Origin of the sequence: Sphingobacterium siyangense (assembly GCF_023277505.1) — a bacterium.
Taxonomy (GTDB): Bacteria; Bacteroidota; Bacteroidia; order Sphingobacteriales; family Sphingobacteriaceae; genus Sphingobacterium; species Sphingobacterium siyangense.
The window spans coordinates 6,204,954-6,221,161 of sequence record NZ_CP080574.1 but is presented as its reverse complement, the minus strand read 5'-3'; the positions used below and the strand labels follow the sequence as shown (position 1 = coordinate 6,221,161).

The window sequence follows — 16,208 nt, the reverse complement described above, 5'->3', positions numbered from 1 at the left end:
CTGTTTGCTATTAATACAATATTCTGAACTTAATTGTATTGTCGATCTGTTTGAGTTGTTTCAATAGATCTTTATCATATTCACCTTGTATATCTGTTACCGCATAGCCAATATCACTTTTTGTCATTAGAAATTGGGCAACAATATTGATGTTATTTTGGGCATAGACCTTATTGATCTGCGCCATAATTCCGGGAACGTTTTGGTGGATATGCAATAATCTCGTTACCTGTTTTACTTTTGGTAAAATCAGATTTGGGAAGTTGCGACTTAAATAAGTATCACCATTGTTGATAAAATCGGCCATCCGCCGAGGTATAAACTCGGAATTTTTCTTTTTATTTTTCTTATCATCGAAAACGACAATACCTTTAGCATTGCAGATATCCTTATTGATATGGCCTCTGATATCACCCAAATATCCGATCGTTTTTAATTTGTCAGCATGTTGCAGTTGTTCATCACTGATATCGATATTGTCCCCCAATAGAAGCATCCCTACATCTTTCACATACTTTTCTTCGAAGGTGTCTTTTGTGCGGATAGAAAAACCGTCTCTTTTTAAGATATGAGCCGCTATTTCTGGTACATCACCCACGATCAAACAAAGGATACGGTTTTTAGGATAGGATATTGCACGGGGCAGATCATTTACATATAAAAACTCATCAAAACTAGGTGTGATGAAGTCTGCTTTCTCAGTGACACTTTTACGTTGGATATTCTCTGTAAATGCAAAGAATTTTTCAATCAATCCCGATTCTTTCAGTTGAAAATCTGAATAACCGTCACCAATGCCAAACAGTCTTCCTTCAATATTTAATTGTTTTAATAATTGCACTTTTCCACCTTCATTTGATAAAGGATTCTCTTCATCAAAACCGATGATATTACCTTCTTCATCAAATCTGAATGTATTGGCATAGATATTTTCAGTCTTGATATGATATGGTGTAACAACAGGAGTAATAAACTCCTTAAAACCTCCTGAAACAATCCATGCGGTGTCGGCGTGTTTCTTGAAAAATTCACGATTTCGGGAAAAAGAGGTTGAAACCTTTTTCTTAAGATGTGAAACAAGTTTATCCAGATGAGATTTATTGGCATTTAAGAGTTTTACGCGACCAGCCAAAGCCTCACGGAAAGATAGTTTACCCTCCATGGCAAGATTGGTGTACCGCTCAATTTCGTGATAGATAGATTCGCGATCCGGATGGTCCTCAAGGGAGATCCTTGCAAGTTCATCAAGTGCCTCTACTTGCGTAAATGTACTATCAAAATCAATGATGTAATAGTTTTTCATCTTGTTATTTTTTTATGAAACGATCGTGAGCAATAACGCTGAATGCTGATCTCCGATATCGGTAGGTTTCCGACGGTTTCAAGGTTTGGTTGTTTGTTATGTTATAGTTTTACTGTTTGTTATATAAATCGGCAATTTCCTTTAGCGTTTGTTCCAAAGGTCGATAACTGTGGTTTAGAAGTTCCTGGATTTTAGCGTTGGAATACTGCAATTTGGCACTTGAAGCTGCCGCTGTTTCCTTTGTCAATGTCGTATCCGATTTTTTAAATACGGAAAGCATGCTGGAAACAGTAGAGGCAATTTGGAGTAAGGTTTCGGAAACTTCGATTGTCGGTTCAGGCTTGTTCATTAATACACTCGCCACGCTCAACAAATCCTTGTTGCTTATATTGAGATGATTGATGATATAGCGCTCAGCCGTGATATCATCTCTTCCCATCAATTGAATCATGATCGCAGCTACATCTTCAACATCAACAACGCCGACACTTCCTTTCGGGTAAAATCGTAGACCTTTATTGATCATCGAAAAAATAGCTCCAGAGCCTTTCTCTTTTGCCGAAGCACCTAAAATTACTGAGGGGTTGACAATAACTGCACTTAAACCTTCGGTAATGCCACGCCAGACCTCCATCTCCGCCTGATATTTTGATAACGAATAGTTCGATGTCAATGAATTGTGTTCCCAATGGTCTTTCTCGGATACCGGAAGGTTGTCTCGATTTGTCCCTAAAGCTGCGATCGAGCTGACATGAAGTAGGCGAATGCCCTTTTCAAGGCAAAGATTGACCAGATTTGTCGTTCCTTCCACGTTCACTTTAAAGAGTGCCTTAGCGTCTTTCTTTTGGTAGGAAACCAATGCTGCACAATGGAATACTTTAGTAACCCCATCAAGAGCATCTTCTAATTCAAAATAATTGTTGATATCAGCGTCGATCCATTGGACCAACGAAGACGATAACAACGAGGCCGGAATAGTCGATTGAGCTCTTTTGATGGCAATGACGTCAATTCCTTGGTCTATCAACTGTCTGATTAGTGTAGACCCTAAAAAACCTGTTCCTCCAGTTATTAATATCACTTGATAAAGATACTGTTAAAAATAATGTTTTCAAAAGTTAGTTAATAAATGGATATTTGTGTGAATTGCATCCTGAAAACCTTCATGCTTTCGCGGGTATCAAACGCCATGAAAGCCAAGGTAGATTCTTTCAGTCCAATTAAAACAGTCGTTTTCAGAACAAATAGGAAATTTTACAAATTATAGCTTATGTCATCACTGTCCGTATTCTTTAGCCCGATTTCAATTACAGGTTTTGCTCCTGAGCATGGGTTCTTGAGTTCTCAACTAGGGAACATTATTCAAGCCTATGAAATAGATTTTCCGAGCTGGGAAGTGGATAAACAGCCTCAATTGGCTATTGTCGGTGTGGAGGAAGACCGTGCATCCATGAATAATAACGGAACGGATAAGGCGCCGGATGCAGTACGAAAACATCTCTATGCGCTATATCAGGGCGATTATAAGATGAATATCGTTGATTTGGGAAATATCAAAGCCGGTAATACAATTCAAGATACCTATATCGCTTTAAAATCTGTCGTAGAAGAACTGGTCAAAGAAAATATTCTTCCGATTATCATTGGTGGTGGACAGGACCTTACCTATGCACAATATTTGGGGTATCAAAACTTAGAGCGAAAGATAGAGCTGGCAATTATAGATGCTCGTTTTGACCTTGATGAGGAAAATGCTGAAAATGTAAGCCTGAATTCCCGATCTTATGTGAACCATATTATCTTGCACCAGCCGGACTATTTATTCAATTTAAATGCCATAGCCTATCAAACCTATCTCGTAAGTAAAGAGTCTATCAATATGTATGATAAACTATTTTTTAATGCAACACGAGTCGGTATGATTGCCGGTAAAATGGACCAATCAGAGCCTTTGATCCGAGCAGCGGATTTAATTAGTTTTGACATAGGAGCCATTCGGGCCTCTGAAGCACCTGGAAATGCCAATGCAATGCCCAATGGTTTATTTGGCGATGAAGCTTGTCAACTCGCCCGCTATGCCGGGATGTCGGATAAATGTTCTTCCATCGGTTTTTATGAATTCAATCCAACATTTGATCCAATGGAGCAGACGGCTATGTTGGTCTCCCAAATGATCTGGTGCTTTATTGATGGTTACTATAACCGCAAACAAGATACGCCACTGTACCCCAAATCATCTTATATCATTTATCGCACGACACTGGAAAATGAAGAGCATGAATTGGTCTTTGTGAAAAGTAAAAAATCAGACCGCTGGTGGATTCAAGTGCCTTATTTTGGATCTAAATCAGTCAATGAACGCTATTACCTCGTTCCTTGCCGTTATGAAGACTACCAATTGGCTATTTCAGGTGAAATGCCTGATCTATGGTGGAAAACACACCAAAAGTTACAATAATGTACCACTAAGTGGGGACATTGGTATTACGCCTTACCATAGAGAAGTGTGTAATACATCGTGCAAACTGATAACAGATTGGAGTTATCTGTTTTTTAGTGGTGCCGATTCATTAAGATTGAGACGTTATAGGTTTAGTTAAATGCAGTGATGGCAAAATAGACCTGCTCAGGTAAGCATACACCATCTTCAGAAAATACAAATCATGGAAATATTTTTCTTTGCGGGAATCGTATTGTTATTGGTCATTTTGATCGTATTGGTACTAAAAAAGAATACCGATACCAGTACCGGTCCTGCGTACAGTAAAGAGGTTGAAACACTAAAAATTGAGCTTGCTAGATCGCAACAGCGGGAACAAAGTTTGCTGGAAGAACGTCTTATGCTAAAAAATGAATTGGATAAGGAACGGGAGAATCTTCTGGTCGCAGAGCGGTCTTTAGAGAGTACACGTTCTTTTTATGAGGCGCAGCTCGATAAATTTCAGGAACAGAAGAATGAAATCGCAGAGATTAAACGACAATTCAACAATGAGTTTCAGGTTATTGCCAATAAAATATTGGAAGAGAAGACACAAAAGTTTACAGAGACCAATCATCGTTCCCTGGGCTTGATCTTGGATCCATTGAAGGAAAAAATCAAATTGTTTGAAGAGAAAGTCGATAAAAATTACAATCAAGAGGCCGCGGAAAGAAATTCTTTAAAGGGAGTTGTCCTTCAGCTGGTCGAACAGAGTCTTAAAATTAAAGACGAAGCCAATAGCTTAACCAAGGCATTAAAAGGGGATACCAAAAAGCAGGGCAATTGGGGCGAGGTAATTTTAGAGCGGGTTTTAGAGCGTTCGGGACTTATGCGCGATCGCGAATTTAGATTACAGGTCTCTCTGATGGATGCCGAAGGAAGAAGAATGCAACCCGACGCGATTATCGACCTTCCTGAAGATAAACATCTGATTGTAGATTCAAAAGTTTCGCTGATTGCCTACGAACGTTGGGTCAATGCTGAGACGGATGAGGACCGCGCAATTTTCGCAAAACAACATGTACAGTCTGTGGAAAATCACGTGAAAGAACTTTCCGCAAAAAACTATCACGAGTTATATGGTATAGAATCGCCAGAATTTGTATTGCTGTTTATGCCGATCGAATCTGCATTGAGTATGTCCGTCGCTGAAAAACCGGATCTATTCAGCGATGCTTGGGATCGTAAGGTTGTAATCGTTAGCCCTTCGACATTGTTGGCGACATTGCGTACTATCGCCAGTATCTGGAAGCAGGAACGTCAGACCAGGAATGTAATTGAAATAGCGAAAGAAGCGGGGAGCCTTTACGATAAGTTTGTGAGCTTTCTGAACGATATGGAACAGGTGCAAAATCAATTGGAGCGCGCATTAAAAAGCCATGAAGATGCAACTAAAAAGCTCTCTACAGGCGCTGGGAACGTTATCGGAAAAGTGGAGAAATTAAAACGTTTAGGAGCCAAAGCAAATAAACAGATCGATTCCAAATTTTTAGATGCGGAAGATTAACAAAAACGGGCTTGCCGAAAGGTAAGCCCGTTTTTAATTTTTAACCGTGCAAAGCAAAGCCTGTTCTGCTAACTTATGCTAAAAGTTTTGCTAAAGCTCTTTCATCCGCTTATTGATGGAAACATCCACATACGTATCCTTTAAACGATCTACAGCTTCTTTTTGAACAGTGACATTGCTGTCTGATTCGTAATCATGAATAGTCCTTTGGTTTTGGACTTCGTTGTCATAAGGATCCTTTCCTGCCAAGAGCTTGACGATTACCGGAAGACATTCGAGGAAGACAAAAAGCAGCGCAATAAAAAACACAGCATTTGCATTGGATTCGTTGACCTTTCCATTGGCATCGTACCTTAGATTGCCCAGAGCAGAGTTGCGGTCTGCAAAACCAGCGACATTGACAGCGCTGTCCAAAGAAGCGTTGGATAAGACTTTTTGGTCCAATATCCCTTCAAATTTCTGTTTCTGACGTATTGCGTTTTGTTGGGTCGTTATCTTGTTCCGTAAAGTGTCCAAATAGCCCTCTTTTTTCTTCAGCTCTTCTTCTTTCATTTTGGCATAAGGGCCATATCCCATGACACCGGATGTTTCAGTTGTTTTGTTACCGAATATCTCGTAATTCAATTTTGTACGGTCATTTTTAATACTGGCTTCTAATGAATCACGTTCGACCGTAATCGCTTTTAAAAGCGAAACTTCATTGGCATATTTCTTATTGAACGTACTGTTGAGCGTGTCGATTTTAGCGCGTTGATCTGCGAGAAAACGTACACGGAGGTTTTCTCGAATCTCTTTATCGAAGATTTTTAACTCCAACGGCCTAGAGATAACCAAACCAATCAAAATTGCCAATAAAATTCGAGGAAGAGCCTGCATAAGCTGCATAAGGCCGCTTTTTGATTTATTTATACTGAGTACAATATAGCGATCCATATTGAATATCGCTAAACCCCAAATGATGCCAAATACAATGGCCAAAAGCCAGTCAAATGCCCCTCCACTAAATACGAAATACATGGCATAGCCACCCGAAAGGCTGGCAAACAATCCCGTAAAAAAAATAGTAGCACCTATGGCTGTGTACTTACTATGCTCTTCCGGATATTTTTCAAGAGTTTCTTGATGTACCCCCGCACATCTCCAAAAGAAACGGTTAATATCGCTCATTAAAATATTTTTACCCAAATTGACAGATTATTTTTAACAAGGTTTATGAATAAGTTTTTGTTTTACAATACGATGACTGTTTTTATGTTCCTCTGCAACCCCTTTCCAAGAAGGCGGACCATTTGCCTAATTTTATTATCTTTGAAAAAAATCAGGAATAATCAGATAATATGAAGAAAAGACAACTTTTGCCATTTTTTGCGATAGTGGCAACTGCATTTGTTGGTTGTGAGGAAAAAAAAGTGATGACAGATAATCCTCTTTTATTGGCTTACGAAACCCCATTTAATGTACCACCTTTTGACAAGATTAAAACAGAGCATTTTAGGCCAGCTTTTGATGAAGCGATAAAAGTACACAATTTGGAAATTGACACGATAGTCAACAATTCGGATAAAGCAACATTTCAAAATACGATAGTCGCCCTGGAAAATGCAGGTGGATTATTGAAGAATGTATCTACTGTATTTTATAATCTAAATAGTGCCAATACAAATGACAGTATTCAGGCGATAGCAAAAGATTTGGCTCCCATCTTATCGAGTCATTCTGATGAAATTTCGATGAATACCAAACTATTTGACCGTATCAAAACAGTTTGGAGCAGTCGAAATACACTTGGATTAGACGAACAGGACAATAAACTGTTGGAGGAAACCTATAAGAGTTTTGTACGTTCCGGAGCGAATTTAAAGGATGCTGATAAGGAAAAAATGAAAAAAATTAATGCTGAGCTTTCAACATTAACAACGCAATTCGGACAAAATTTGCTTGCTGAAACCAATGCTTATACACTGGTCGTTGATTCTGCTAGCCAATTGGAAGGCTTGCCTGAATCGTTGAAAACGGCAGCAGCTGAAGAAGCCATAGCAAAAGGAAAGAAGGATAAGTGGGTGTTTACTTTACAGAATCCTTCCATTATGCCCTTTCTTCAATATGCAAAAAATCGTGAACTGAGAAAGCAACTTTGGGAGGCTTATCAGCTACGCGGTAATCAAGATAACACCAACGATAACAAGGCGATCATTCAAAAAATTGTAAACCTACGCCTTCAAAAAGCAAAATTATTGGGTTATTCTTCACATGCGGCCTATGTACTAGAGGAATCAATGGCGAAGAATCCGACCAATGTCTATGCACTGTTAAATAAACTTTGGACTCCAGCACTCGCTAAAGCAAAGGGTGAAGAAGCAGATATAGCAAAGGAAATAAAGGCTGAAGGAGGTAATTTTGCTGTGGCCCCTTACGATTGGAGATATTATACAGAAATTATTCGCAAAAAACGTTTCGCATTGAATGAGGACGAAATTAAACCTTATTTGAGTCTTCCTGCAGTTCGTGAAGGTGCGTTTGCTGTAGCCAATAAATTATATGGTTTGACGTTCGTAGCCTTAAACAATGTACCAACTTACCATAAAGATGTGGAAGTGTATGAAGTTAAAGACAAAGACGGTTCACATTTAGGTCTGCTATATGCCGATTTCTTCCCACGTGAGTCAAAACGAGGGGGAGCCTGGATGACTTCTTACCGTAACCAGTCGACAAAAGATGGCAAACGTGTTGCACCAGTAATTTCCATCGTATGCAATTTCACAAAACCAGTGGGAAAAAATCCTGCCTTGTTGACATTTGATGAAGCGACTACTTTATTCCATGAGTTTGGACATGCTCTGCATGGTCTTCTTTCCAATGTGAGATACCGCTCTATGGCCGGAACTTCTGTACCCCGTGACTTTGTTGAACTACCTTCACAAGTGATGGAAAATTGGGCAGCAGATCCAGAGGTGTTAAGAACATATGCTAAGCATTATAAGACCAAAGAAGCAATGCCAGATTCATTGATTCAAAAAATGGAAAAGGCCGGTACCTTTGATCAAGGATTTGCAACGGTTGAATACCTTTCTGCCGCGTTGTTAGACATGGATTATCATGCTACCACAAAAGAAATTTCAAAAGACATTAATGGCTTTGAAAAAACAGCAATGAAAAAGATAGGTATTATTGATGCTATTATTCCGCGCTATAGAAGTACATATTTTCAACATATCTTCGCTGGTGGATATTCTGCAGGTTATTATGCCTATATCTGGTCTGAAGTATTGGATTCAGATGCCTTCGCAGCTTTCAAGGAAAAATCATTGTATGATCAAGTGACAGCGGATTCTTTCCGTAAAAATATCCTTGAAAAAGGAGGTACTGATGATCCTGCTAAAATGTACCGTACATTTAGAGGTGCAGATCCAGATCCAAAATATCTATTGAAAAAGAGAGGTTTGAACTAATGCTCTCTAATTAAAAAAAGGCGATATAGAAATATATCGCCTTTTTTTTGTTCAGGTACTTGTTATTCTAAAAACTATTCTTACATTTGAATATTATTTATAATGAGTCTAAATAAATGTAGGTAGTATGTGTGACACAAAAATTCTAAGCCAAAGAGGAGATACCCATATTAGTGTTTGCCATAAGTGTCAAACATATTATATCTGGCAACAAAGTTTTGTACTGACATTTACGAGGAATAAATTCTTCGATTTCTTGAATATTACGAAAAGTAATGGTGATGAGCTCTTTTTTAGCACATTCCCAGATGGTGAATTTCGGTTGATTATGAAAACACCTTATCCAGATATCGTATTTTCATTTGATGAAGAACAATGGCAGAATTTCAGGGATGCACTCCAAGAATCTTATTACATGAATGAGTTTTATGGAATGCTGAATAATTAAGATAAAAAGTCCTGTTGCATCGCTTGTGTTTCATCTCTCTTTCCTTACGCGTTGACAACAGGCACAAACAAAACCCTCAGTTATAGTCGCATACACTTATGCGACTATATGCTGAGGGTTCTTTTTAGCTATATATTGATTACTCGCCTATCGCGTAATATTTAAAATCAAGGTCTTCAAGTTCCTTACGGTTCAATAGTTTACGGCCATCGAACACAAATGCAGGTTTTTTCATATGCTCCTTAATTTTGGCCCAATCATAATGCTTAAATTCATCCCATTCAGTCAATACTGCAATTGCATGTGCATCATTGCAAGCCTCATAGGCGGTATTGACAACCTTTACCAAAGCTCGGTTTTCTTCCGAAGAGCGCGTATTCAGATAATCTAGGTCGGCATAGATGCGTTCAGCAGACACTTTGGGGTCATAGACCGTGATTTCAGCTTGTTCACTCAATAGATAATCTGCAACATAAATCGCTGCAGATTCACGCGTATCATTGGTGTCTTTTTTGAATGCCCAGCCTAAGAATGCAATCTTTTTGCCCGATACAGTATTATACAATGTTTGGATAATGTTATCTGCAAATCGCTGTTTTTGATAATCATTCATCAAAATCACTTGATCCCAATACCATTTCGTAGTGGAGATACAAAAGATTTATTCTAATTTTACATTAAAAAAGAAACGGTTTGATAAAGCAGGAAGTTATTGATAAAGTACTGGAAACAGCACGGATAGAAGAGGTGGTGGGGGACTTCGTTGATTTAAAGAAACGGGGAACTTCTCTGATTGGAAATTGTCCTTTTCACCATGAAAAGACGCCCTCCTTCCACGTTTCAGTTGCAAAGGGTATCTATAAGTGTTTTGGTTGTGGTGTTGGTGGAGATTCCCTTAAATTCGTCATGGAACTGGAAAAGTTCTCTTACCCGGAAGCGATCCGTTATTTAGCCGATAAATATTCGATTCAAATTGAAGAAATCGAGCGTTCACCGGCCCAGCTTGCTGCGCAGGATAAACGGGAAAGTCTATATGTCCTGAGTGCTTGGGCCAGTAAATTCTTTGCCGAACAACTCTGGAAAACTGAAATGGGTCAGGTCATCGGACTCAACTATTTCAAGGAGCGTGGCTACCGAGAAGATATCATCAAAAAATTTGAATTGGGCTATTCGCCTGAAGAATGGACTGCATTGGTCGATAAAGCACAGGTAGCTGGTTTTCACCCAGATTATTTGGCTGCAAGTGGTTTGGCTATTGAACGTGATGATAAATCTTTATATGATCGTTTCCGTGGCCGGGTCATGTTTCCGATTCATAACCTGACAGGGCGTGTAATTGGCTTTGGTGGTCGGACACTAAAGACGGATAAAAAGGTCGCCAAATATGTAAACTCTCCCGAAAGCGAAATCTACCATAAATCCGATGTGCTGTATGGATTGAATTTTGCAAAAAAAGCAATTATGGAAGAGGATAATTGCTACTTGGTAGAGGGCTATGCCGATGTTCTTTCGGTACATCAAGCTGGAGTCGAAAATGTTGTTTCCTCCTCGGGAACGTCTTTGACAACAGGTCAGATCAAGCTTATTTCCAGATTTACAAAGAATGTGACCATACTTTATGATGGGGATGAAGCAGGTATCAAAGCCTCCCTACGCGGTACAGATATGCTGCTCGAAGAAGGCTTAAACGTTAAAGTGCTGCTTTTTCCCGACGGTAATGACCCCGACTCTTATGTTCAAAAGTTTGGTGCCACGGCTTTTAAAGATTATGTCAAATCCAATCAGCAGGACTTTATTTTCTACAAAACGAATATTCTGCTTCGCGATGCCAATAACGATCCAATAAAAAGGGCTTCGGTAATCCGTGATGTCGTCGAGAGTATTGCATTGATTCCCGATGAAATTAAGGTTTCTGTTTTTATCCGGGAATGTAGCAGCCTTTTGGATATCGAAGAGCGTATTTTATTGGCAGAACTCAACAAGATTAGGCTCAATAGAGCAAAGAAGGCCGATAAGGATGCCGCTCGTAAACCGCAGAGCCCGCCGCCTAATGCAGGGATGCCACCTTTTGGGATGGATGGTCCACCCCCGGATTTCTTCATGACAGATGATGAAAGAGGGGGAGTAGCTCCTATGGAGAATGTCGAACAACCGGTACAACTGACTTCGGAAATTCTTCAGGAACGAGAGATTGTCCGTATTCTAATCAACTATGGGGATTATCTGGCAACCTGGGAAGGTGATGGGGATATTCCCGTTGCAGGACTGCTACTGGGAAATATCAGCGACATCGAATTTAAGGATAAAGCTGCGGCCTATATTTTAAAAGTCTATAGAGATGCTGCAGAAAATTACGAAATTCCAGATGCCAAGCAGTTTTATTCGAATTCGGATACAACAATATCCGATTTGGCGATTAATAGTGTTGCCAGCAAATATTCGCTCAGCGAAAATTGGAATGACGATAAGCGTAAAATTTATGTAACGCAAGAATATGAGCATTTAAAACAACTTGTTGTTACAGCGATCTATCGGATCAAGAAGCGTAAGATTGAGGCAGAAATGCATCATATTCGTGAAGAAATGAAACATGAACAAGATGTGGCAAACCTAGAAGTCCTTATTTTTAAATATCAGAAACTTAAAGAAGCCGAACGGCTCTTGGGAGGCTTTCTGGGAAATACGATTGTTAAGTAATACTTGATATGGCCAAGCATCTTGAAACGGGCGAATGGGGTGAGCAAATGGCCATGGAATACCTCGTGGAGCAAGGCTATAAAATAGTGTTAAGAAATTGGCGATTTAAGAATTTAGAAGTAGATTTGATTGTCGTGGACAGGGATACCTTGGTATTCGTTGAAGTAAAAACACGGTCGGGAACGGATTTCGGCGAACCCTACGAATTTGTAGATCGCAAAAAACAGCGATTGCTAATTCGTGCAGCACAGGCTTATATCCTTAAAACAGGTTATGTCGGTGAAGTCAGATTTGATGTTGTCGCAATAACAAGATCCCCCAAAACAGTACTCACCCATATCAAAGATGCATTTTGGGATAGCTAAGGATACGTACTTATAAATAATTATACATAGATGAGAAAAATCACTTATTTTATGGCAATTGCAGCGCTAGCTTTTGCTTCTTGTAAGTCAAAAAAATCAAGTTTGGAATTTGCATCCCCTGGAGCAAATCAAGCTGTTTTAAAAGGTGCTCAAGTCCAGTTGAAATTGAAATTTGAATCAGTATCAATGGACTCTGTGGCTTATTTTGTCGATGATAAACATGTGGGTTCATCAACTGATACTACGGCAATTACAGTAGATACCAAAGACATGGCTTATGGCACACGCAATATTTCCGCCTTGGTATACAATGCTGGAAAACCCGATTCTGTTTCAAGTACATTTTATGTTGTACCTGAAAATGCGAAGAACTATGGTTTTGAGGTTGTCAACAAATACCCGCACGATACGACTGCTTTTACACAAGGGCTACAGTTTGCTGATGGCATTCTCTACGAATCTAATGGCCGTTATGGTGAGTCAAACTTGAGAAAGGTCGACCTAAAAACAGGTAAAGTACTCAAGGAAATCAAATTTGATGAAAAGACTTTTGCCGAAGGAATGACATTGGTAGGTAATAAATTATTTATGTTAACGTGGCAACAGGGAGAAGGATATGTCTTTGATAAAAACTCTTTTGTAAAGGAAAGTTCCTTTAAATATGAAAATAGCAAAGAGGGGTGGGGCTTGACCTACGACGGGCAGCATTTGATAAAGTCTGATGGATCCAATAAATTGTTCTTTTTAGATGCAACGACCGGTAAGGAGCTAAACGCTATCGGAGTTTACGATGAAGCTGGACCAGTGGATGAACTTAATGAACTGGAATATATAGACGGCAAAGTCTACGCAAATGTCTATCAAAAAGATGTTATTGTTATAATCAATCCGCAAACAGGAGCGGTAGAAGGACGGATTAATCTTGTGGGTATCTATGAGCATACTTCCGCTTATGACAATGAATTGAATGGAATTGCTTACGACCAAGTTGGAAAGCGTCTCTTTATAACAGGGAAGTTATGGAATACATTATTCGAGATCAAGACAGTTGAAAAATAAATGAACTTCAAATCTTGATCCTCCTTTGTGAGGCAGACAGTATTGCACATTCGAAGAAAATGGAAACCTTGTCAGAATTATCTGACAAGGTTTTTTTTATTGCCCCCATTCTTCTTTAAAGTATGGATATTATCGTGTGAGGCTTTCAATTCCAGCTTTTTTATAATGGCGGCCCGGGGCAGAGACAGATCGCTTTAAAACTGTATCGGAAGCTTTTAAAACTGCATGGAGAGAAACATTATGACGAGCAGATCTCTCGTCAGGTGCGCCTCAATTAATGAAAAACAAGAGAGTTGCCCTATATTAGTAAATAGTAGCTGGATGTATGCTATTATTGATGACTTATTTCGATATAGCGGACAGCCATAAAAGGGAGCTAGAAATCTTTTTTAACCAATAGAAACAAAATATTTGAAGCAAAAAAAAGGAATGAAGTTTGAAACTCCATTCCTTTCTTTATATTGATTTTATTTCGATTAATAAATCGGAGTAAACATCCAAGTATCGTCAAAACGAGATGAACCATTAAGTCCAGTAGTGATGTAACCGTTGTTTCCTACAGCGAAACCAACAGCATCTTGGCGTGCTGAACCAGCGAAAGCGCCGTTGTCATTTGTCCAGTAGTCACCAGAAATATTATATTTCCATGTGCTGTTGATTACGGCATTTTTGTAACCGCCAACAACGAATGGAGTACCATTGATTGCGAAAGCAGAAGCATTTGAACGAGTCAAATCGTAAGTATATGAATCATCTGCTCTATTTAGATCGTTCAATTTAGTCCATTTGCTACCATCAAATTTATAGAAATCTTTTGGGTAAGAACCGTTAGAGATACCACCACCTACATAGGCTACATTATTGACAACAAAAGAGAAAGCTGCTTTTCTTTTCGCTGAAAATGGAGCATCACTGATTGCTTGCCAAGTATTAGCAGCTGGATCATATTTGTAGAACTCATTTGTATTTGTTGTTCCACCACTAACGACAGTTTCACCTGTTCCAACATAAGCAGCGCCATTTAAAGTAAAAGCTACTGCATTAGACAAAGCAATAGGAAGTGGAGCAATGCTTGACCAAGCACCTTTTCCGTCATTAGCTGTAGGATCAAATTTGTAGAAATCTGTTAGGTTGTTTGTTCCGTCATTTCCACCACCAACATAACCGATATTACCAATGGAAAAACCGATGGCACCGTTTCTCTCAACACCTGTGAAAGGCGCTTTTTCAGCCCATGTATCTGATGCTGCGTCATATGCATACGTGTCTTTCACACGAAATGGCTTACCACCAGCATTACTTGCTAGACCAGTAGTAACATACGCAACATTATTTATCAAAAAGCTAGCAGCAGATGAAGTTTGTGGGCCTTTAAAAGCAGCTTTTGCAAACCATTCGTCTGATTTGTCTTCGCTGTCGTCACTTTTTTTACAAGAAGAGAAAGTTGTAACTGTAAATACAAAAGCTAATAAAACGAGTAGCCAATTTTTCTTGTTCATAAATTATTGAAATTTAGTATAAAGGATGTTTAATTTAATTTTCGGATCATTCTCATTATCTTTTGCCAATATTAACCTATTTCCAGTTGAAAACAAACCCGATGTCGGTAAAGATAGATATAATGAAGTATTATTGTATGCTGTTGTTTTAATTTTTGTTAAATATTCAATCAGATTGAAAGTATATGTTCCATTCGAACCAAAATCATTTCCTCGCACTAATGTTGCTTGTTGTGTTGTTGTCGAATAAGGTGAAGTTACCAAACTAATCGGATTTCCATTATTACTTGCCACCATTAAGACCAAACTCTGAGGCTGATCAAAAATGCTGGAAGCTCCATTAGGGACTTCAATGACAAGTTCAGCCTTATTAATCGCAATTGATGGATTGTTAACCAATTCTAATAACGTTGGGAATTCAATTTTTGCTACAACACCCGTTGAGCCCTCTAAAAACACATTTCCATCAGTTTGTTGACTCGCAATTTGAGGATTTTTTAAACTCATTGGCGCAAACTTTGTTGCAGAGCGATCTGCTTCAATTTGATTGTACTGATAGGCCTTGTTATCAATGGAAAAATATTGCTTACCAACAGATTTCGTTCCTTCATTATTCAGGAATGAATAGTGAACTTGTAGAAATACGGTGTCTTTAAAACCGATCAAAGCCGTGTTTCCGTTGTCAGGAACAAGTGCCAATCCTTTGAAATACTCCTGAAAGCTTGTGCTGTTCTGAATCCGGTTGTCATTATTTTTGATCATCGTAAACAGCTCATTGCTAATGGTACTGTTGAATCTAAAGAATAATGAATCTGCTGATTGTATACGTGGTTTAAAGGATAGTTCTGCCAGTGGCGTATTTTCATAGGCAAACTTTTGCTTACTGAAGATTGCCGCTGAAGTGACAAAAACAGGACGTTCATCAACTGGTTTGGTTAAATCAATCTGTGTTTGCGTAATTTCTTCCGTAACACGGTGTACCGATATCTTTTGTACTTTCGTTGTGTCGCCGTAAGAGTATTTGTTAGGTGTTAATACCAAGGTCACAGAATCCAAGGTAGCGTCATCTGGAATAGAAGCATTACTTATCGTTCCCACTCCAAGACGCATATAAGCGGTAGACTTCATACTACCCGTAACAGCATTGCTGTTCTTTCCAACGAGCATTGTTCCAGTAGAGGAAGTCGGAATATCGTCCAATTGATAAGTCGAAACTTTGGCGGAAACCGTATCAATTGGTACTAAACCGATTGTTTCATCTCTTGAACTATCCAATGAGAGCGAAATGTCTTTATTACAACCAACAAAAGCGGCCAATGTAAAAAGTGGAAGTAAAAGTTGAATACTACGTCTCTTAAAGTCTTTAATCATATTAATTTTTGAATAGTGCAAAAGTAATCAA

General features: G+C 38.9%; 13 protein-coding genes. 7 read left to right on the top strand and 6 right to left on the bottom strand.

Annotation, left to right across the window (positions count from 1 at the left end; all coding sequences use genetic code 11):
- Nucleotides 1-10 precede the first annotated feature (10 nt).
- Both K2F45_RS26045 and K2F45_RS26040 read right to left on the bottom strand, forming a co-directional pair.
- Complete coding sequence (locus tag K2F45_RS26045; RefSeq protein WP_075994534.1) at nucleotides 11-1,303, bottom strand: HAD-IB family phosphatase; 1,293 nt, start codon at nucleotides 1,301-1,303, stop codon at nucleotides 11-13.
- Nucleotides 1,304-1,412: 109 nt separating this feature from the next.
- A complete protein-coding gene (locus K2F45_RS26040; protein WP_075994533.1) occupies nucleotides 1,413-2,384 on the bottom strand; it encodes an NAD-dependent epimerase/dehydratase family protein in 972 nt (323 codons plus the stop codon).
- Between the two features lie 189 nt (nucleotides 2,385-2,573).
- Here K2F45_RS26040 and K2F45_RS26035 point away from each other — a divergent pair, with 189 nt between their 5' ends.
- Together K2F45_RS26035 and K2F45_RS26030 are read left to right on the top strand one after the other, a co-directional pair.
- On the top strand, nucleotides 2,574-3,761 hold the full coding sequence (locus K2F45_RS26035; protein WP_075994532.1) for a formimidoylglutamase: 1,188 nt from the start codon (nucleotides 2,574-2,576) through the stop codon (nucleotides 3,759-3,761).
- Nucleotides 3,762-3,966: 205 nt separating this feature from the next.
- The gene (locus K2F45_RS26030; protein WP_075994531.1) at nucleotides 3,967-5,289 is read left to right on the top strand and encodes a DNA recombination protein RmuC; all 1,323 of its coding nucleotides are present in this window, start codon (nucleotides 3,967-3,969) and stop codon (nucleotides 5,287-5,289) included.
- A gap of 90 nt (nucleotides 5,290-5,379) precedes the next feature.
- Here K2F45_RS26030 and K2F45_RS26025 read toward each other — a convergent pair whose 3' ends face one another.
- Nucleotides 5,380-6,456 (bottom strand): DUF4407 domain-containing protein, encoded by a 1,077-nt coding sequence (locus K2F45_RS26025; protein WP_075994530.1) that lies wholly within the window; start codon nucleotides 6,454-6,456, stop codon nucleotides 5,380-5,382.
- A 170-nt stretch (nucleotides 6,457-6,626) separates the two neighbouring features.
- On the opposite strand from K2F45_RS26025, the gene K2F45_RS26020 reads away from it, so the two are divergent.
- Both K2F45_RS26020 and K2F45_RS26015 read left to right on the top strand, forming a co-directional pair.
- Entirely contained in the window at nucleotides 6,627-8,738 is a 2,112-nt protein-coding gene (locus tag K2F45_RS26020; RefSeq protein WP_075994529.1) for a M3 family metallopeptidase, read from the top strand.
- A gap of 256 nt (nucleotides 8,739-8,994) precedes the next feature.
- Nucleotides 8,995-9,186, top strand: coding sequence for a hypothetical protein (locus K2F45_RS26015; protein ID WP_228280105.1), 192 nt, complete (start codon nucleotides 8,995-8,997; stop codon nucleotides 9,184-9,186).
- 139 nt (nucleotides 9,187-9,325) lie between these two features.
- Here the strand turns inward: K2F45_RS26015 and K2F45_RS26010 are convergent, their stop codons facing one another.
- Nucleotides 9,326-9,799, bottom strand: coding sequence for a UDP binding domain-containing protein (locus K2F45_RS26010; RefSeq protein ID WP_232475637.1), 474 nt, complete (start codon nucleotides 9,797-9,799; stop codon nucleotides 9,326-9,328).
- Nucleotides 9,800-9,879: 80 nt separating this feature from the next.
- Between K2F45_RS26010 and dnaG the strand changes: the two genes are divergently transcribed.
- Genes dnaG through K2F45_RS25995 form a run of 3 tightly spaced genes read left to right on the top strand, consistent with a single transcriptional unit; the run spans nucleotide 9,880 to nucleotide 13,307 of the window.
- Nucleotides 9,880-11,883, top strand: a complete 2,004-nt coding sequence (gene dnaG, locus K2F45_RS26005) for a DNA primase (protein ID WP_075994527.1) — start codon at nucleotides 9,880-9,882, stop codon at nucleotides 11,881-11,883.
- Between the two features lie 8 nt (nucleotides 11,884-11,891).
- Entirely contained in the window at nucleotides 11,892-12,248 is a 357-nt protein-coding gene (locus tag K2F45_RS26000) for a YraN family protein (protein ID WP_075994526.1), read from the top strand.
- A gap of 30 nt (nucleotides 12,249-12,278) precedes the next feature.
- Nucleotides 12,279-13,307, top strand: a complete 1,029-nt coding sequence (locus tag K2F45_RS25995) for a glutaminyl-peptide cyclotransferase (protein WP_248932703.1) — start codon at nucleotides 12,279-12,281, stop codon at nucleotides 13,305-13,307.
- A gap of 476 nt (nucleotides 13,308-13,783) precedes the next feature.
- Here K2F45_RS25995 and K2F45_RS25990 read toward each other — a convergent pair whose 3' ends face one another.
- Both K2F45_RS25990 and K2F45_RS25985 read right to left on the bottom strand, forming a co-directional pair.
- Nucleotides 13,784-14,806: a Kelch repeat-containing protein gene (locus K2F45_RS25990; RefSeq protein ID WP_075994524.1), complete on the bottom strand. Its 1,023-nt coding sequence runs from the start codon at nucleotides 14,804-14,806 to the stop codon at nucleotides 13,784-13,786.
- 3 nt (nucleotides 14,807-14,809) lie between these two features.
- Nucleotides 14,810-16,177, bottom strand: a complete 1,368-nt coding sequence (locus K2F45_RS25985) for a DUF4270 family protein (protein ID WP_075994523.1) — start codon at nucleotides 16,175-16,177, stop codon at nucleotides 14,810-14,812.
- Nucleotides 16,178-16,208: the final 31 nt, after the last annotated feature.